15 protein-coding genes are annotated in these 16,576 nt (G+C 36.3%); 14 read left to right on the top strand and 1 reads right to left on the bottom strand.

Features of this window, described 5'->3' with window-relative positions:
* Nucleotides 1-98 precede the first annotated feature (98 nt).
* The 8 genes from lgb_RS07190 (at nt 99) to lgb_RS07155 (ending at nt 10,977) form a co-directional block, all read left to right on the top strand.
* On the top strand, nt 99-740 hold the full coding sequence (locus tag lgb_RS07190) for a MarR family winged helix-turn-helix transcriptional regulator (RefSeq protein ID WP_019294284.1): 642 nt from the start codon (nt 99-101) through the stop codon (nt 738-740).
* Nucleotides 741-828: 88 nt separating this feature from the next.
* A complete protein-coding gene (locus lgb_RS07185; protein ID WP_019294283.1) occupies nt 829-2,814 on the top strand; it encodes an ABC transporter ATP-binding protein/permease in 1,986 nt (661 codons plus the stop codon).
* A 374-nt stretch (nt 2,815-3,188) separates the two neighbouring features.
* Nucleotides 3,189-4,844 carry a hypothetical protein gene (locus lgb_RS07180; protein ID WP_249663189.1) on the top strand — a complete coding sequence of 552 codons (1,656 nt, stop codon included), beginning with the start codon at nt 3,189-3,191 and terminating at the stop codon, nt 4,842-4,844.
* A 105-nt stretch (nt 4,845-4,949) separates the two neighbouring features.
* Complete coding sequence (locus tag lgb_RS07175; RefSeq protein WP_019294280.1) at nt 4,950-5,435, top strand: hypothetical protein; 486 nt, start codon at nt 4,950-4,952, stop codon at nt 5,433-5,435.
* 486 nt (nt 5,436-5,921) lie between these two features.
* The gene (locus tag lgb_RS07170) at nt 5,922-6,209 is read left to right on the top strand and encodes an LPXTG cell wall anchor domain-containing protein (RefSeq protein WP_019294279.1); all 288 of its coding nucleotides are present in this window, start codon (nt 5,922-5,924) and stop codon (nt 6,207-6,209) included.
* A 36-nt stretch (nt 6,210-6,245) separates the two neighbouring features.
* Entirely contained in the window at nt 6,246-6,962 is a 717-nt protein-coding gene (locus lgb_RS07165) for a WxL domain-containing protein (RefSeq protein ID WP_242810685.1), read from the top strand.
* A gap of 132 nt (nt 6,963-7,094) precedes the next feature.
* The gene (locus tag lgb_RS07160) at nt 7,095-9,359 is read left to right on the top strand and encodes a WxL domain-containing protein (protein ID WP_019294277.1); all 2,265 of its coding nucleotides are present in this window, start codon (nt 7,095-7,097) and stop codon (nt 9,357-9,359) included.
* 115 nt (nt 9,360-9,474) lie between these two features.
* Entirely contained in the window at nt 9,475-10,977 is a 1,503-nt protein-coding gene (locus tag lgb_RS07155; RefSeq protein ID WP_249663188.1) for a helix-turn-helix domain-containing protein, read from the top strand.
* 195 nt (nt 10,978-11,172) lie between these two features.
* On the opposite strand, the gene lgb_RS07150 is transcribed toward lgb_RS07155, so the two are convergent.
* Nucleotides 11,173-11,523, bottom strand: coding sequence for an ArsC/Spx/MgsR family protein (locus lgb_RS07150; RefSeq protein ID WP_019294275.1), 351 nt, complete (start codon nt 11,521-11,523; stop codon nt 11,173-11,175).
* A 543-nt stretch (nt 11,524-12,066) separates the two neighbouring features.
* Here lgb_RS07150 and lgb_RS07145 point away from each other — a divergent pair.
* The 6 genes from lgb_RS07145 to lgb_RS07120 all read left to right on the top strand — a co-directional run bounded on the left by lgb_RS07145 (nt 12,067) and on the right by lgb_RS07120 (nt 16,565).
* Complete coding sequence (locus lgb_RS07145; RefSeq protein WP_242810683.1) at nt 12,067-13,128, top strand: helix-turn-helix domain-containing protein; 1,062 nt, start codon at nt 12,067-12,069, stop codon at nt 13,126-13,128.
* Entirely contained in the window at nt 13,085-13,534 is a 450-nt protein-coding gene (locus tag lgb_RS07140; RefSeq protein ID WP_242810682.1) for a hypothetical protein, read from the top strand. The genes lgb_RS07145 and lgb_RS07140 overlap by 44 nt, the downstream gene beginning before the upstream one ends.
* Before the next feature lie 597 nt (nt 13,535-14,131).
* Nucleotides 14,132-14,803, top strand: coding sequence for a YoaK family protein (locus lgb_RS07135; RefSeq protein ID WP_019294273.1), 672 nt, complete (start codon nt 14,132-14,134; stop codon nt 14,801-14,803).
* Nucleotides 14,800-15,534, top strand: a complete 735-nt coding sequence (locus lgb_RS07130) for an MBL fold metallo-hydrolase (protein WP_019294272.1) — start codon at nt 14,800-14,802, stop codon at nt 15,532-15,534. The genes lgb_RS07135 and lgb_RS07130 overlap by 4 nt, the downstream gene beginning before the upstream one ends.
* Nucleotides 15,534-16,025 (top strand): tRNA adenosine(34) deaminase TadA, encoded by a 492-nt coding sequence (gene tadA, locus lgb_RS07125; protein ID WP_019291856.1) that lies wholly within the window; start codon nt 15,534-15,536, stop codon nt 16,023-16,025. The genes lgb_RS07130 and tadA overlap by 1 nt, the downstream gene beginning before the upstream one ends.
* A 78-nt stretch (nt 16,026-16,103) precedes the next feature.
* Complete coding sequence (locus lgb_RS07120) at nt 16,104-16,565, top strand: hypothetical protein (RefSeq protein WP_019294270.1); 462 nt, start codon at nt 16,104-16,106, stop codon at nt 16,563-16,565.
* Nucleotides 16,566-16,576 lie beyond the last annotated feature (11 nt).

The raw sequence follows: 16,576 nt of genomic DNA, 5'->3' as shown, positions 1-16,576 counted from the left end.
GAGTCGTTAGTTTTTATATTGACAAAACGAAATAAAAGTATTAAAATGTATTTTGTTAGCTTATATATGAGTTAAACTAAATATTAAGGAGAATAACTGTGTCAGCAGAAACAAATAAATTATTACACCTCTTTTCAAAACTACTTCATAATCCTCAACTTCTCATGGCTTTGCATATGGAAAGAATGACAAGTCGACTCGGAGAAAAAAAATCGCGTACAGGCGCACAAGGGCTTTTGGTTGAACTCTGGAAGGCTGATGGGCTGACTAATGCTGAAATCGCTGAAATCTTAGATATCCGACCTTCAAGCGTAACTGCTCAAGTGAAGAGCTTAGAGCAACGTGGCTTAGTTAAACGTGTTACAGACGAAAATGATAAGCGAGTGAGCCGTGTTTTCTTGACGGAAGAAGGCAAGCAAGCTCAAGTTGAACGTAAAGAAAGTCAAGATGACTTATCAGAAGGCATCTTTGGTAATCTTACAGAAGAAGAACAAGTTCAACTGATTAATATTTTGGAAAAACTTGAAGAAGCTAATCCAGCTGATGAGGAATGTGATTTCCGCTTTGGTGGTGGCATGCGTCCTGGCGGCTTTGACCCACGAATGATGCATCATATGGGTAGAGAAATGGAAGCAAAAATGAGAAAAGAAATGCGCCGTCAGATGCGAGATGCTCATAACCCCTGGAATTTTGGCCATAATCCACGCAGCAGAAGAGACGACAACTGGGACGATTTTTAAAATAAGCTTAAATCAGTCTAAGGTCCTAAGTTCTTTGTTACAATTTAAGGTATAATAGAAATATCTTTATTATTAGAAAGAAGAAATTATGCCCGTATTAGAATTAAAAAACATTAGGAAATCATACTTTTTAGGTAAAGATGAATTTCCGGTGCTCAAGGGGATTGACCTTGAGTTTGAGCGTGGAGACTTTGTCAGCTTACTCGGTGAGTCCGGTGGTGGTAAATCAACCCTGATGAATATCATCGGTGGCTTGGACCGTGAATATGATGGTGATGTTATCATCGATGGTGTCGCGCAAAAGGCGAAGAAAGAAAAAGATATGGATGCCTATCGCCGTGATACTATCGGCTTTATCTTCCAGTCTTTCAACTTAATCAACTACTTAAGTGTGCTTGACAATATCTTGATTAGCTTGAAAATGACAAGCCTATCAGAAAAAGAACGTGTCGAACGTGCAGTTGAGCTAACCAAACAAGTTGGCCTTTACGAACACCGTAAGAAAAAACCCGCACAGTTATCTGGCGGGCAAAAACAACGTGTAGCCATTGCGCGGGCTTTGGCCAGCGATCCTGAGATTATCCTTGCTGATGAGCCTACAGGAGCGCTCGATTCGCAAAATACGAAAGAAGTATTGGCACTTCTTCGCCAAATCGCACAGTCTGGTAAGACAGTCATTGTCGTCACTCACTCTCAAGAAGTCGCTGACTATGGGACACGTACGATTCGTCTGGCAGACGGGCAAATTATTGGAGACGAGCGTGACAAGCCAGCTTATCCTGTGCCAGATGAAGCAAAATCCTTCAAGACAAAGGCACTTTCTTATGGTGATGTGGTTAAAACAGCCTTTAAGCACTTTACAAACACTTGGAAAATCAATCTTCTCATTGCTATTGGTACAGCTATTGGCTTGTTCTCTGTTATTTTCTTCCTTGGTCTAGGGACTGGGGCAACAAAATATATGAATGATCAGGTGACAAGTTTGGCAAACCCTAATATTATTTCCGTGGTTCAACGTGATCCCGCAAATAACCAAGGAAAAGACAATGACGAAGCCTTCTCTATTGCACAGCAAACAATGCTTGGTATCTCTGATGCAAACATCAACAAGTTGAAGGACTTGGATAATGTTAAAACAGTAGATGCAGGGATTACAAAAGCAGGTGCTGTGACTCTTGACTATAAGGGGCAAACAACAAGTAGCCAAGCGATTATGTCTTGGACACCGATGATTCAGTCTTCAACGTTACATGCTGGTTCAGAACCTAAAGGTAAACAAATCGTTATCTCTGAAGCAGACATGAAGAAGTTTGATCAAAAAGCATATGAAGCAAAAGACTGGAAAGCTGTGATTGGTAAAACAGTCAAAGTAAGCTTCCAAACTGTGGATAAAAACAATACTCCTGTGACTATCACAGAAGATATGGAAATCTCAGGCGTCTTGCAAGATATGCCAATGGTTGGCACTTTGACTTCAACAGAGGCATTGAAAGAAATGCTTACTGCAAATAATATCGATGCGATGCCAAACACAGCCTACGTCACTGTGACAGATACTGATAAAGTTAAAGATGTAACCAAAGCTATCAATGATATCAAAGATAATGACAAACTTGTGTTTGCCTCAACAAATATCGGTAGTATGTTGGATACAATCACAGATATTACAGGGATTGTCTCAACCGTCTTGGCTGCCATTGCTGGTATTAGCTTGATTGTTTCAATCTTTATGATTGTGGTAACAACTTATATGTCCGTTGCTGAACGTACTAAAGAAATTGGTGTCCTTCGTGCCTTAGGTGGACGTCGTAAAGATGTTTCTCGCATGTTCACAGCCGAAAGTGTTATCCTTGGCTTGTCATCGGCAGTTATTGCGATTGCTCTTGCCTTTGCGGGACAAAGCATCATCAACAAAGCTTTGCATAGCTTAGTCGGCGGAAATATTGTTCAGATTACTTCTGGCCATATTATCTTTGCCGTAATTATCGCACTGATTATCGCTTTACTTTCAAGTCTTGCACCAGCAGCACGTGCAGCACGTTTGAACACTATCGAAGCTTTGGCTGCTGATTAATATATATGGATAAGTTCTGCTGAAAAGCAGGACTTTTTTTATTTCTCCATTATCTTTCTATTCCTCTTATCTCAGTGCTGAGTGCTCTAATATTATTTTGATAATTATAATAAAAATATTACAATTATATTATCTAAGTGTTATTGGAGTTACTCGATGATAACGAAATACTTGACGAGGTAAATGCAATGGCTTATAATTTTTCAGCACAGCACAGCACAGCACAGCACAGCACAGCACAGCACAGCACAGCACAGCACAGGCGGTAATTTCCTGTTCTTTTTCGCATACATCAAAACGTCCTGTAAAAATGGGCGTTTTTTCCGTATCCGCTCGCTCTTTAATAAAAAGAAAGTAAAGCGAGGTGAGGAGAAATGAGACAAAGAAAAAGAAAGTTGATAACCATAGCTATATTGGCTCTAGCTCTACTTATTGGTGGTACATTTGCTTATACTGCTTTTAACCAACAGGCGATCAATGACCGTGCTAATGCCTTCAGAAGCCACGCTCCTGGCCGTATTCATGATTATTACAATAGAGATACAGGCAACAAGGATATTTTTGCCGAAAACTACGGACATGATGCCGAGGGAGAGGAGCCTATTATGGTACGTATTCGTCTGTCGGAATACATGGCTATTCAAATACTGGGCGAAGATGATTTCATCCCTGTAGTTGAACATTCAGAACGTGATGATACGCGCACATGGACGCCTTATAGATCAGCCCAAAACGATATCAATGTACGTACAGGAGACTCGCTAGCCTTCAATGACTATATCAACCTCACTTTTGGCTGGCAGCGTGCAGGGCAAGAAGCACCTTGGTATATGCCCACCTTTAACCATGAACTTGAGAGTTTGAAAACAGCAGCCGCAGGACATGCCCGTGACTATATCCAAGGGGATGGTGCCAAAGATGGCGAAACAGATGGCACCACACATCCGGGAGATGGAACAGATTCTTTTTGGTCTGAAAGTGGTCCCAACAGCTCTTATGACAATAGCGCAGGCACTTGGCCGGGCGCAGCCATTATGCAAGAGACAAAACAACACCTTGTCCAAGAGCGTGCACCAATGACGCTTCAGCAATGGGAACAATTAAATCCTAACCAAAGATTCGGCAACTTCTGGGTGCTGGACCATAATACAGGTTGGGCTTATTGGGCCGAATTACTGGAAGCAGGGCAAGCCACATCTTACCTGCTTGATGCGGCTGTAGTGAGAGATGAAGTAGTCCGAAGAAGCTTTGTCAACGGCTCTTATTACTACGCCATCCATGTGGACAGCCAAGTCATCTCTCCTCTAGACATGGAAAGATTTTTAGAGCCCGAGGAAGAAGGCGCACCTGTCGACACACGCTTGCAGGCTCTCATTGAAACTGTCGCAGGCGATGGCAACCCACGCTGGAATAGAGATTCAGATATAAGCGACTTTAACTTTGAAATCATGAGACCGGGACGTATCTTTACTATGGCGGGTCAGCAGTTCCGTTATTTAGAAGATATGGGCGGTGGGAACCATATGATTATTCGGAATCAAGTAATCGCTGGGGGAATTAATTGGAATAACATAACAACTGAAGTTAACAGATGGTACACTCAAGATTTTCTCCCAGCTGATTCAGTGCTTCGGGCGCAGTTGGAAGAGTATGTGGCGCCAGTAGCCACCACCTTCACTACTGGAACTTTGAATTGGGATGCTGCTCAACGACCAGCGAGTGGGATTGTTGCTAATTTGCATACTTTCTCCGTCCCTTATGCAGATAGAACAAGAGCTGTTCCAGGCGGTGTCCGTCGTGCCTTTAATCTTTCCGTCGCAGATGTGAGCCATTTGACATCTATAGGTAGTTTCTTTGGCATGGCAGATCGTTGGGGTCCTAATAATATGTCGTGGTGGACACGTACTCCCGCTACTGCAACCAGTGCTTGGTCTGTGTGGCAAGATGGCATGTGGGGTCACGGCGGTCACGGCAATCCCTTTAATAGTTTTAACGGCGGAGTCCGCCCAGCCCTCATCATCCATCAGTAAGCTCTAAAGAAAACTAGCATGTATAGAGCAAAAATTAACAAATCCTAAGCGCAGTGTATTGTCATTAATTTCTGCTATAATAAAGAAAAAACGCAGGAGGTCTTTATGGCATATAAAGTTAATTTTAAAGAAGGACAGGTGGAAACGACAGGACTTGAAAGTTCACCTGTAGCAGAAAGTCTTGCAGGCTTGCGTGCCAATGAAGCCCGTTATTTCTGGAACAAATATAAATTCGAATACGTCACTTTTCCTGCTGTGGAAAAGGAAAAAGAAGTCGCTTGGTTGAAAAAACTGCTGAAAGAGGAGCGCGATTTAGAGTTTTCATCTCCCATTTTGGAAGTCGCGATTTATGAAGACGAAGATATCTACTGGCCAGAGTTTTACTTTGAAGATGGCTTGGTCCTTAACGTTCTCTATGAGAAAACAGCTGAGGAAGGGAAGAAACCCAAACGTGCTGTCGGCTTCAAACTTTCTGCAGGGATGGAAATTCCACAAGAACTAGAAGGAAAATTCAAATTTGCCCGCCAACGTTCAAAGCTTGCTGGCGAGATACGTGGGTCATTCTTTGTGTTGAAGCAAGAGTGGGTTTAGAAGTAAAGGGAATATTATATTATAAATATTTATTAAAAACTGCGGCTTACGAGAAGTCAGTAGTTTTTTTTATACTTTTTTGAAAAAATATTCTTTATGGATAAAACTTCTATGACGATTTAGAATTTATTTTTAACTTCAAATAATGGATTAAGATTGTACATTTACTGATATTATGTAAAAAATTAATTTTTTTATAATTTATATAAGTTGTAGTATAACTCTGAATTTCACGTTATCTAATATGATTTTCTAAATTTCACAAAGAAATATAATTGAAAAAATTCTTTATTTTTCCATAAAAATTTTGATGAGCATATCAAAATGAGAAAAAAATTTTCTATGTTAAATTAATATTGTTAACAGGTTTTCTTTAGAATTTTGATAGTTTTATGGGAATTTAATTTGAGCTGTTAATTTATAATTTTCCTTTGTTACTATTTTTCAAAGGTTAACTAAATGTAAAACAGAAAGGAAAAATTTTATGTGAAATATAAATTTATTATTCTAGGATTACTTCTTTTTGGGGGAAGGGTGACGCTTAACGGTCATGCGAACTCATTATCGACCAATGTTCATGTAGGCTTCTATGAAGCCCCGAGCACAGTTTCTTCTCCACCTTCTGAGACGCAGAATTTGAATGAACTTCCAATTAATGATTCATCGTATCAGATGCTGCCTCGCACAGGGGAAACTACATCTTCAATATCACTTATTGGAGGAATTACTATTGCTTTAGGTATTCTTCTCATTCATAGAAGAAAAAATACTTAATATTAAACTTATCGTTCTTTAGAAAGGAACATTTTCGTGAAAAAAATTATCACACTTTCAACAGTCGCACTTTCAACACTAGCTTTATTAGGCGCAGGAACAGTTTCTGCGGATAGCGTTGACCAAAATCAATTTAATTCTGAAGGCACAGTGAACTTCACCGCAGCACCAGATACTTCTAATCCAGGTGTCGTTGATCCGGAAAACCCTGGTGGAGGAGTTGACACTGGTATCCCTGGCGTACCTGGTGTTATTGCTTTGGACTATGCTTCAAATCTTGATTTTGGTACACACGAAATTTCAGAAAAAACAGCAACTTACTATGCTTCGACAGATGAAAAAACTTCTGGAGCGGACTTTGTTGCAATGCATGACCTTCGTGGTGAAGGAACATGGTCAATTACAGTAACTCAATTGTCACAGTTTAAAAACGGTGAAAATGATTTGACAGGTGCACAGTTGAGCTTTAATAAAGCTACAGCTGTATACACTGGAACTGAATCAGGTACAAGTGCTTATATGCCAACAGCTTCAAATATTACCAACTTAGCAGTAGGTACTCCAGCACCAGTTATGACATCCAATGCGGAGGGAAGCTACGGAACATATGCCGTGAAATATGGTGCAGCAGCGGACTATATAGGAAATGAAGAGGGTGGACCAATTTCCCTCAGTGTTCCTGCTGGCTCAGCCAAAGCTGGAAGCTATACAGCAACACTTGAATATGATTTGAGTGCTGTACCTAGTGCTTAAGTTGACAAATTTTAAGGATATTTGATTGTTTTTCTTGTCAATCAGATATTTCCTTTTTTGAAAAGAAGATCCATGCTTCTTTTCAAAAAAGGAATCAAGAAGACCTTATAGTAATGATGTGAGGAAGTAAGAATGAAAAATAAGTTTAAATTAGGAATAACATTAAGTTTACTTACACTTTTATCTTTTCAAGTTTCAAATTTATCAAATACCAAAGTAGAAGCGGATACCCTTGTGGGAGAAACACTTTTACCTGGTCAAGTAAGTGATACGGGGGATCATACACTAGATGATAGCTTTATCCATGATAAAAATAATTGGAATGTATTATCTGGCACCAGTGATTGGTGGAAGTGGGATTTAACGGGAAATAACTATTTTTGGTTAGCAAATTCTAAACAGGGGAGTTGGGTTTATCATATGATGGATGCAACTATTGATTTTTCACAACCTGTTTCAATTTCGACTCCTTATTACTATAGCAATGCTTCGTCAGAGTGGGGCTGGGGAGATGCTGCTGGTTTTATACTCACTCCCTCAAGTGATGAGCAGATTAAATCAAATGCTCCCGGTGCAGCAGGCCAAGGGTTAGGCATTAATGGATTATATAATACTATTTTTATGGGACGTGATCTTTATTATAATCCTAATGTTGATGGTCCTTCAAACTCATCAAATGATAAAGGAAGCGATACTCTTGAGATTCGTAAAACTAATGTTGCAGGAACACTTGAAATCTCAAATACATCAACCTATCCTTGGACACAAGTAAAAGCTCCAATGGTATTAAAACATGATGGCCTTATTTTACCATCAAATTACAGAGGGTCGGAAAAATTAGAAATAAGTTGGTCGAATATTACAACAAATATAAGTGGCACATATACAGGAACACTCACTATTTCATCTACACCAGATTCTGAATTCAATAACAGCGGTAAGTATGGGAAAGTATCTATTTCCCGTGTAGTAACTCTGCAAAGGAACATGTCTTTTGGTAGTATCGGTGTTACCGGCTCTAACACAGGCATTATTAAAGAAGGTAATGTATCAAAAGATTCCACATTCAGCGCTATGCGTGGAACAGCAGATGTCAAAGTAAATTATATTGATTCAACCACCAATAAACCAATCAAAAATGTAGCCTCATCAACAATTAAAGGTAATACAGGAGAATATGTTGGCATAGGCAGTGGTATGTTAATATATTTCGATTACAATGCACCTGATATAAAAAATTATAGCTTTTTAAAAGGTGATTATCTTAAAATAAGTAATAGCAAATCTAATGTCCTTAATGCTTACTACACACCAAAGAATGAAACGGCATCCTTTAAGACATATTATACTAAGGGAACACCGGGTACTGGTGATATCACAGATTCAGTCACAGGACTTGTAGGAGGAGCTCCAGACTCAACAGTTTCTCTTGTTTCAGGGAAAGCTTCCTCTCTTCCAGCAGTACTCACTCTTTCAGGGAACTATGACGGAGCTATTGGAAGTGTTCCAAACTTAACCATTCCGGAAGGTTATGAAGTTGATCATGTTGTTGGACCAGATGGACAAGGAGGAAAAACTTATCCTGATTTAGCTTCCGCTTTAGCAGCTAATCCAAATTTTGACGATGTTTCAAATAATGCTTGGGCCAATTATTTCAGTATTTATCTGAAAGCTAAGAAAGCAAGTACGAACTTTACTTATAAATATGTAGAAGGAACTCGCCCCAATGCACCAGGACTTGCGGGACCTTTGACACAAAAAGGAGTGACGGGTGCCATTATTAAAGACCCTACGAAAGATTTAAGCGCTCTTCCTACTGGGGCAACAATACAAAATGTAACAGCACCTGATGGAAAAAGCTATGCCACACTTTCAGAAGCTGTAGCATCTGAGAATAATAAATACTTCACAAGTACTTCAAGTAATTTTATGATTAATGTCATAGCTCCTCCCGTGTCCGTAACAATAGATAATGCACCAGATTCAGATTTTGGAACGCAGGAACTCAAGGGTAAACCCATCTATGACATGGTTCCCCAAAGTCCTTTAATTGTAACGGATGATACCGCTTCGGATAGAGGATGGAGAGTAACAGCAAATCTGACCCAACAATTTACAACTGAATCAGGAGAAATAATTAAAGATGCAACAATGAAGTTTTCTAAAGCCAAAGTAATACCAGGAGTAGGAAATACTTCAACAGCTCCTACAAGTTATGATTTTACTTTATCTGAAGACATGCCTACACTAGTTTCTTCTGCCAAGATAGGGGCAGGTCAAGGACAGTGGCAGTTACAGTTTCCAAGGGTATCCTTAAATACTAATGGATCGTCATTGAAGATAAATCAAGAATATCATGCAACTGTTGAGTGGGAAATTAGTAATGTTCCTCAATAATCCTTGGAAGATGATTTAGTAGTAATATTTGTTGAAAGTCTAATCCGCACTTTTAATAAGAAGTATGGATTAAATTTTTTTGAAATGGTTTAAATTAAAAAAGTGAAGAAGAAATATGAAAAATTATTTTGAATATATTTTTAGCAGAGATACATGTCAGCAGTTATCAATTTTAGAAATTCTTTTTAATTCCCAAAGAGGCGCAAATATTGAAATGTTAATAAAATCTATAGGAGCAGACAGAAGGATCGTTTTAAGACATCTCAAGTATATAGACAATATAGCAAGTGAACTTGAAATTGATAAATTAAAAGTTCACCCGAAGTCAAGGGAACGGTTGTTTTTAGGAAATAAGTTAGAATATTATCGTTTAAGAATTTCATTAATGAAAAAAGAACCTATGCTAACATTTATTGAACTATTTTTAGATAATAAATCCGTAAACTTAACATCATTTTGTAAAGAAAATTTTATAAGCGAAAGTACATTTAGAAGAAAACTTCAAAGTGCCAATATCTTATTAAAACTTGCTGACAGCAAGTTCGTTGTACGCAAAAATAGAATATATTTGTTGGGAGAAGAAAGAATCATTCGCTATGCTCTTATAAGTTTTCTTTGGAGAGTGTATCGTGGAATAGAATGGCCTTTTAAAGGGGTTGATGAAAAGCAGGTTGATAAGATAATCTCTTTAATTATTCCCTCCAAAAAATATTTAAATGCTGGAAAAAGAAAACATTTTGCTTTTTACTTTGCTGTTTTTGTTTCTCGAGCGCAATCAGAAAATATCATTTCAGAAAAGTTACTTCCAAAATACGCTAAAGCACTTATTTCAAATAGTTATTATAAGGAAAAAATAACTAGGATTATTAATAAAGAACTAACTCTACCACAGGTAGAGTTAGAATTTATGTTATTGATATTTTATATTTTTCCTGAATGTTACGAAGAGTTTCAAGGAATTGATAACACCCTCGATATATTAAAAAAATATTCTCGTCGCAGCTACATCAGTATTATACACTTTGTTAGTTTTATGAAAAAAAGACACCCTAAGTGGAATGATAAGCAACCTAAAAATGCTCTTTTTTGGCCTGCGATGATTTCAGCACGAATTTTTGTAGATATATTTAAGCTAACCTATTTTAACACTTCGGCTGTACGAATATATAGTCATGTAACAGTTGATTATCCTAACTTACTACCAACTATCAAAAAAAATATCCTTTCTCATGAACCTCGGTTACCTAAAAACACTGTGAAATCATTGACTTTACGCTATGGTCAGGCCTATGTTATGGAATTTTCTCCTCAAGATTTCGAGATAGAAATAACTATATTGCTTCTAACAGATGGGGCAGCTTATATTGATGAAATTACTATTAATAGGATTCAAAATCTCTTAAAGAATCGTTTTAATATTAAACTATTAGTTGGTGAAACTAATGTTGTACCTGATTTAATTTTAGCTACGGATATGGTTGATTTAAGATATCCTCATATAAAAAAATTATATATAAATCCTGAGATTTCATTAAAAGATACAGAAAATATTTTTCGCGCTTGTGATAATATAAAAAAAAAAAAAAAAAGAAATGATTTAATGCAAAGTTCGTTATAGAAAATTTATTAACTAGCATTGATTTTATTTTCACTACATTGCGAGATAATGTAATAGAATTAATAATGAGTTTCTTCTGGAAAAGAAGATGTTTAGAGTAAAAGATTTAGGTCAATAAGAATTATTATTAATTTAAAGAAGTAAAAAATAGAATGTAAAATTTTACTATTGTAATTCCATTCTATTTTTTAATTTCTATACTTTCAATAACTTTTTTAACTTTGCTTCATTGTAACCAATTAAGGAACTATCGGAAGATATTATTATTGGATCTCGTAATAGATAAGGTTTTTTCTCTAAATATGCTAGACTTTCACTAAATCGTAATTCCTTTGCTTTCTTTTCTTCAGCGTAAAGGAAGAAGAAAGCAAGTCCTCTACGTAGAATATAGGGGACGTCTATATCCGATAAATAAAGTGATTGAAAAATATCACCTTCGGAGATACTATTTATATTCTGGATATTAATGTCTAAATTTTGTTGCTTAAACCACTCAATAGCATCTTTAGAAGCTTTGGAATGTTTTCTATAATAAAGTTTAATCATTTCTTAGAATGCCTCTCTAATGTTATTTTTTGGAAAAAAGTTTAAGTTAGTATAGCCCTTAAACAATTTATGATACTCTTTTATAGTAAGAATAATTTAAATGAACACTATATAATCTAACACTCTAAGTTAGATATTTCTACAGTTTTGTTCAAGAAAAGATTTTATTGAATTTAAAGAAATATTACATTTTATTGAACATAAAAGTAGTAAGGAGAAGTATTTTAAAAAAATTGCTCAAGTTTTGGTAGAGTACTTTTAACTATTTTTAAATATACTTATACTTTGACTTTCTGTCTTTGCAGGTAACACTAATATAACTTATGTCAAATTACGTATTCAATTCACTCTTTTTTTGATATTTTTATTTTGGATAAAAAATTCGTAAATAAGTTTTTAATACAATATAAGAAGTATAGAAGTGAAAAATATAGATATTTTACTAAAATCAAAATTCTAGTTGCAGTTTTAAATTATAAAGTCATTGTTAAACTAAATACACGCTTGGCCGAGTGATCTCGGAAAGAAAGGATAATTGAAAAAATGGATAATTATTTTGAATATATTTTCAGTAAAGAAACATGCCAACAAATATTGCTTTTGGAACAACTATATAATAATCCACTGGGCTTAGATATTGACGAATTGGGTGATAAAATTGACTTAGAACGAAGAACACTACGGCGGCATTTATCTTATATTAATGATGTGGCTAATGAATATGTGGTTATGTCAAAACCGATAATTTTTCAAAAAAAGAAATATGTATTTACCGGAAGCAAGTCTGAATACTATGCCTTAAAGTGTAATATTTTAAAACCAGAACCTCTTTTAAACCTTTTTGAACTATTTTTAAATAGCCAATCAGTAAATTTTATAGATTTTTGTAAAGAAAATTTCATGAGCGAAAGTACGGCAAGAAGAAAATTAAAAAAGGCCAATATTTTGTTGCAAAGTATAGGGATGAAACTGACTATTAGAAAAGATGAGATTTACATTATTGGTGAGGAACGAATTATTCGTTATTCGCTTATTAGTTTATTTTGGAGAGTATATCGTGGTACTGAGTGGCCTTTTGAAAATGTTGACGAGGGAAGAGTAGAAAATATAGTTTCTTCTATTATTTCATCAGGTCGGTACATAAGTTACGGTAAACGTAAACATCTTGCTTTTTATCTTGCTACTTTTATTTCTCGATCACAGTCAGGAAATGTTATTTCCAAGGCACTTTTGCCGGAATACTCTTCAGCGCTTATTGCTAATAATCATTATATGGGAGAATTATCACAATTAATTGAGCAAAGTTTCAAGCTGCCACAAGTAGAACTAGAATTTATCTTACTTATTTTTTATATTTTCCCAGAATGTTACGAAGAATTTCATAGTGTTGATGATACCCTTGCAATTTTAAAGAAATATTCTCGTCGAAGCTATAGTAGTATCATGAATTTTGTTGCTTTTATTAAAAAAAGACATCCAAAGTGGGATAAAGATAGTCCGAGCACTCCTTTTTTTTGGCCGATGCTTATTTCGGGGCGCTTATTCGTCGATATCTTTAAAGATGCATACTTTTGGAGTACGTATATTCAAGCATGCTGGAACTGATTATCCTAGATTCTTACCAACAATTAGAAAAAGCATCCTTTCTCATGAACCAAAACTAGCGACAAATACTTTAAAGTCATTGACATTGAGATATGGGCAGGCGTATATTATGGAGTTTTCCCCTCATGATTTTGAGCCTAAGATCAAGATACTACTTCTTACAGATAGTGCAATGTATATAGAAAAAATTATTAGTCAAAGAGTTGAAAATCTTTTAAAGTACCGGTTTAACTTTATTCTAGAGATTGATCGTCCTAGCTCTACTCCTGATTTAATTTTAGAAACTGATGTAATTGACACGAAGTATTCTGATTCTAAAAGACTGTTTATTAACTTAGAGGTTGCTCCGAAAGATAGAGAAAATATTCTTACAGCTTGTAAGGATATTTTGAAAGAAAAATATTAATATTAAAATAGATTTATATATTTTTTTGAAGGAATAAATATATGAATCAGAAGTTGTTTACCTTCCAAGAGAAGTTAATATAAATAGATTCACCCTTAATGAAAAAGTTTAGAATACAAGATTATATTTATAAAAGAGTAAAACTTTAAAAGATATTGAAATAAAACAGAAAAACAACAACTCATTAGGGTAATTACAATTATCTAATGAGTTTTATACTTGCTTCAATGACTAGGAATAAAAAGATGCCAATCCATTAAATTGTATACAAACTTAGCGTTCAAAAGCGCATTGATTCTCTGGATTGGAAAATTAAGAACATAGATAGTATTGAATGAAGTTTATGATGGATTCTATTATACTTATTCATTTCATATTATTTATAAAATGTCTGTAGATAGAGCACAAAAAGCCATTACTAATCTAAAAAAGCTACATCTTTGTTACAGTAAATCAGTTAATTGAGTCCCGGAAAAACTTGAAAATGGAAAAATTAATTAATATTAAAAATAGTAAGCGTTGTGAAAATAAATGAAGAGGTAATTTCTTATGTAGTATGAAACTGCCAAAAGGTTTTAAGAATGCTATAATAAGAATATGAACACTGAAATGAGAGAAAAACTAAGAGTAGCCTCGCTCTTAGCGATGAACGCTGGATTTATGGATGCTTTTTCCTTTTTCCACTTTGATGGGCGCTTCATTGGGATGCAAACGGGGAACATGATACAGGCAGCGGTTTATTTAGCCAAAGGAAATTTTGTACGTGTAGCAGATTTTATTATTCCTGTTCTTTTCTTTTCTTGTGGAGTAATTTTTAAAAATATATATTCTTATTACTTAAGGAAGAAGAATAAGCCGGATACGATTTATTTGCTCTTATTGCAGTGGACAGGTGTGACCGTATTTACCTTACTTTATGCTACGGTTTTAAAATTACCTGTTTCCATTTTTGTTGGCTTTTTATCATTCTTCATGGCCATTCAGCACGATACTTTTAGTAAAACAAGAGGCCTTCCTTACGGAAGTATCATGATGACCGGAAATTTGAAATCAACCATGGTCAACTTAACGAATTACGCGTTAACACACGAACAACGCTACTTACAAAACTTCCGTGTCTTTGCTAGTCTGGTCAGCGCCTTCTTCTTAGGGACTATCTTGGGTACTTATAGTGCCGATATCTTTGGCAACTGGACCTTACTGGTATCTAGCACATTTTTAATTATCGTTTACTTTATGTTAAGGTTTGAAAGAGAGGAGACAATATGAAATTAACAGCACTTGGTGTATGGGGCGGATATCCCACACGTGATGCAGGCACAACTTCTTATTTATTACAAAGTGAAGAAGGATTTAACCTTTTATTGGATGCTGGATCACGTGCCGTGACGGAACTTGAGCATGAGCTTTCACCCAATGATTTGGATGCAATCATCTTGAGCCACTACCACGAAGACCACATAGCAGACTTAGGCGCTTTGCGTCAATATCGTCAGCTGCAAACAGTGAAACCAGAAATGTTGCCAATTTATGGTCATCAGGAAAATGAATACGAATTTTCAAAATTATCTTTGGAAAATGTCAGTGAGGGAATTGCTTATGATGTCGAAAACGGCACATCTGTTGGACCCTTTGATATTCAGTTCTTAAAAACAGTGCATCCTGTTATTTGCTACGCGATGCGTATTGTTGAGAGAGCGACAGGACAGGTCTTAATTTATACAGGAGATACGGGCTATTTTGCAGAACTTGTTGATTTTTCCAAAGATGCGGATATCTTGCTAGCTGACGTTTATTTCTTCAAGGATAAGGCCAAAATGCCTAACCACTTGTCCAGTGTAGAAGCAGGAAAAATTGCAGCACAAGCCAATGTGAAAAAACTAGTCCTCACACATCTGCCACAAGTTGGTGACTTACAAGTATTACGTGAGGAAGCGCAAGAAGCAGCAGGAAATATACCGGTTGACTTGGCTCAACCCCATATGAAATGGACGGTATAATGGAGTTTAGTCAGCAAGAAAAAGAGTATTTCATGCAGCAAGCACTGCTTGAAGCCCAAAAGGCAGCAGAAAATGAAGAAGTCCCCATCGGCGTGGTCATTGTACACGATGGGGAAGTAATTGGCCGCGGCTTTAACCGCCGAGAACTTGATGGCCGTGCTACGCACCATGCAGAAATTTGCGCCATTGAAGCTGCTAATGAAGCTGTGGGGAACTGGCGTTTATTAGACTGTGCTTTATTTGTTACTATTGAACCTTGTGTTATGTGTGCTGGAGCCATTGGTTTAGCTCGTATTCCACAAGTATACTTTGGTGCAACAAATCCCAAGTTTGGAGCAGCCGTAAGTTTGTATCAAATCTTAGAAGATAAACGGCTCAACCATCGTGTCACTCTAGAAAGTGGCATTTTAGAAGCTGAGTGCGCCGACATCATGAAAGATTTTTTCCAACATCGGAGAAAGAGAAATAAAGAAAAAAAAGAGCAGCTGTAACTGTTCTTTTTTAGAGGAAATTTCTGTAAGTTTTTGTTACCATAGACAAAGGATAAAATAGAAAAACGAGGTCAACCCATGGACGCCGAAAAAACTCCCAAGCAGCGCTACAAAGAAGAAACAGCACCTTACCGCGTCTGGCTCAATAGTATCAGTATTCCTATTGGATTGATTGTACTATTTATCGCTGTTTTCCTTGGATTTACAATCAATGCAGCAGGAGTAATTCTTGTTATCTTCGCCATTGTCACCCATGTTGGTTATGCAAGGATACACGCACCTAAAATCTGCCATGTAGCACCTATTCTTTATTATTTTTACAATGTACTGTCAATGTTTTATGTGATGACTCTCATCGCGCAACCGCAAGGAAGTATGCTTGTAGCTATTCTTTCTTTGATTAATTTCCTTGTATTGATTTTGGTGATTGTCTTTTATTTTATTGGAGCAAATGCTATCAAGAAACAATTTCCAACCATGAAAGAAGATTATGAACGTGCTGTGGAAGTTTATAAGGGGCGGAAATCTTCCAGTAAATGATAAAATTTTTT

The organism is Lactococcus petauri, assembly GCF_023499275.1.
In the GTDB taxonomy this organism is placed as follows: Bacteria; Bacillota; Bacilli; order Lactobacillales; family Streptococcaceae; genus Lactococcus; species Lactococcus petauri.
Note: the sequence above shows the minus strand (reverse complement) of the source record. Positions and strands in the feature narration are given on the sequence as shown.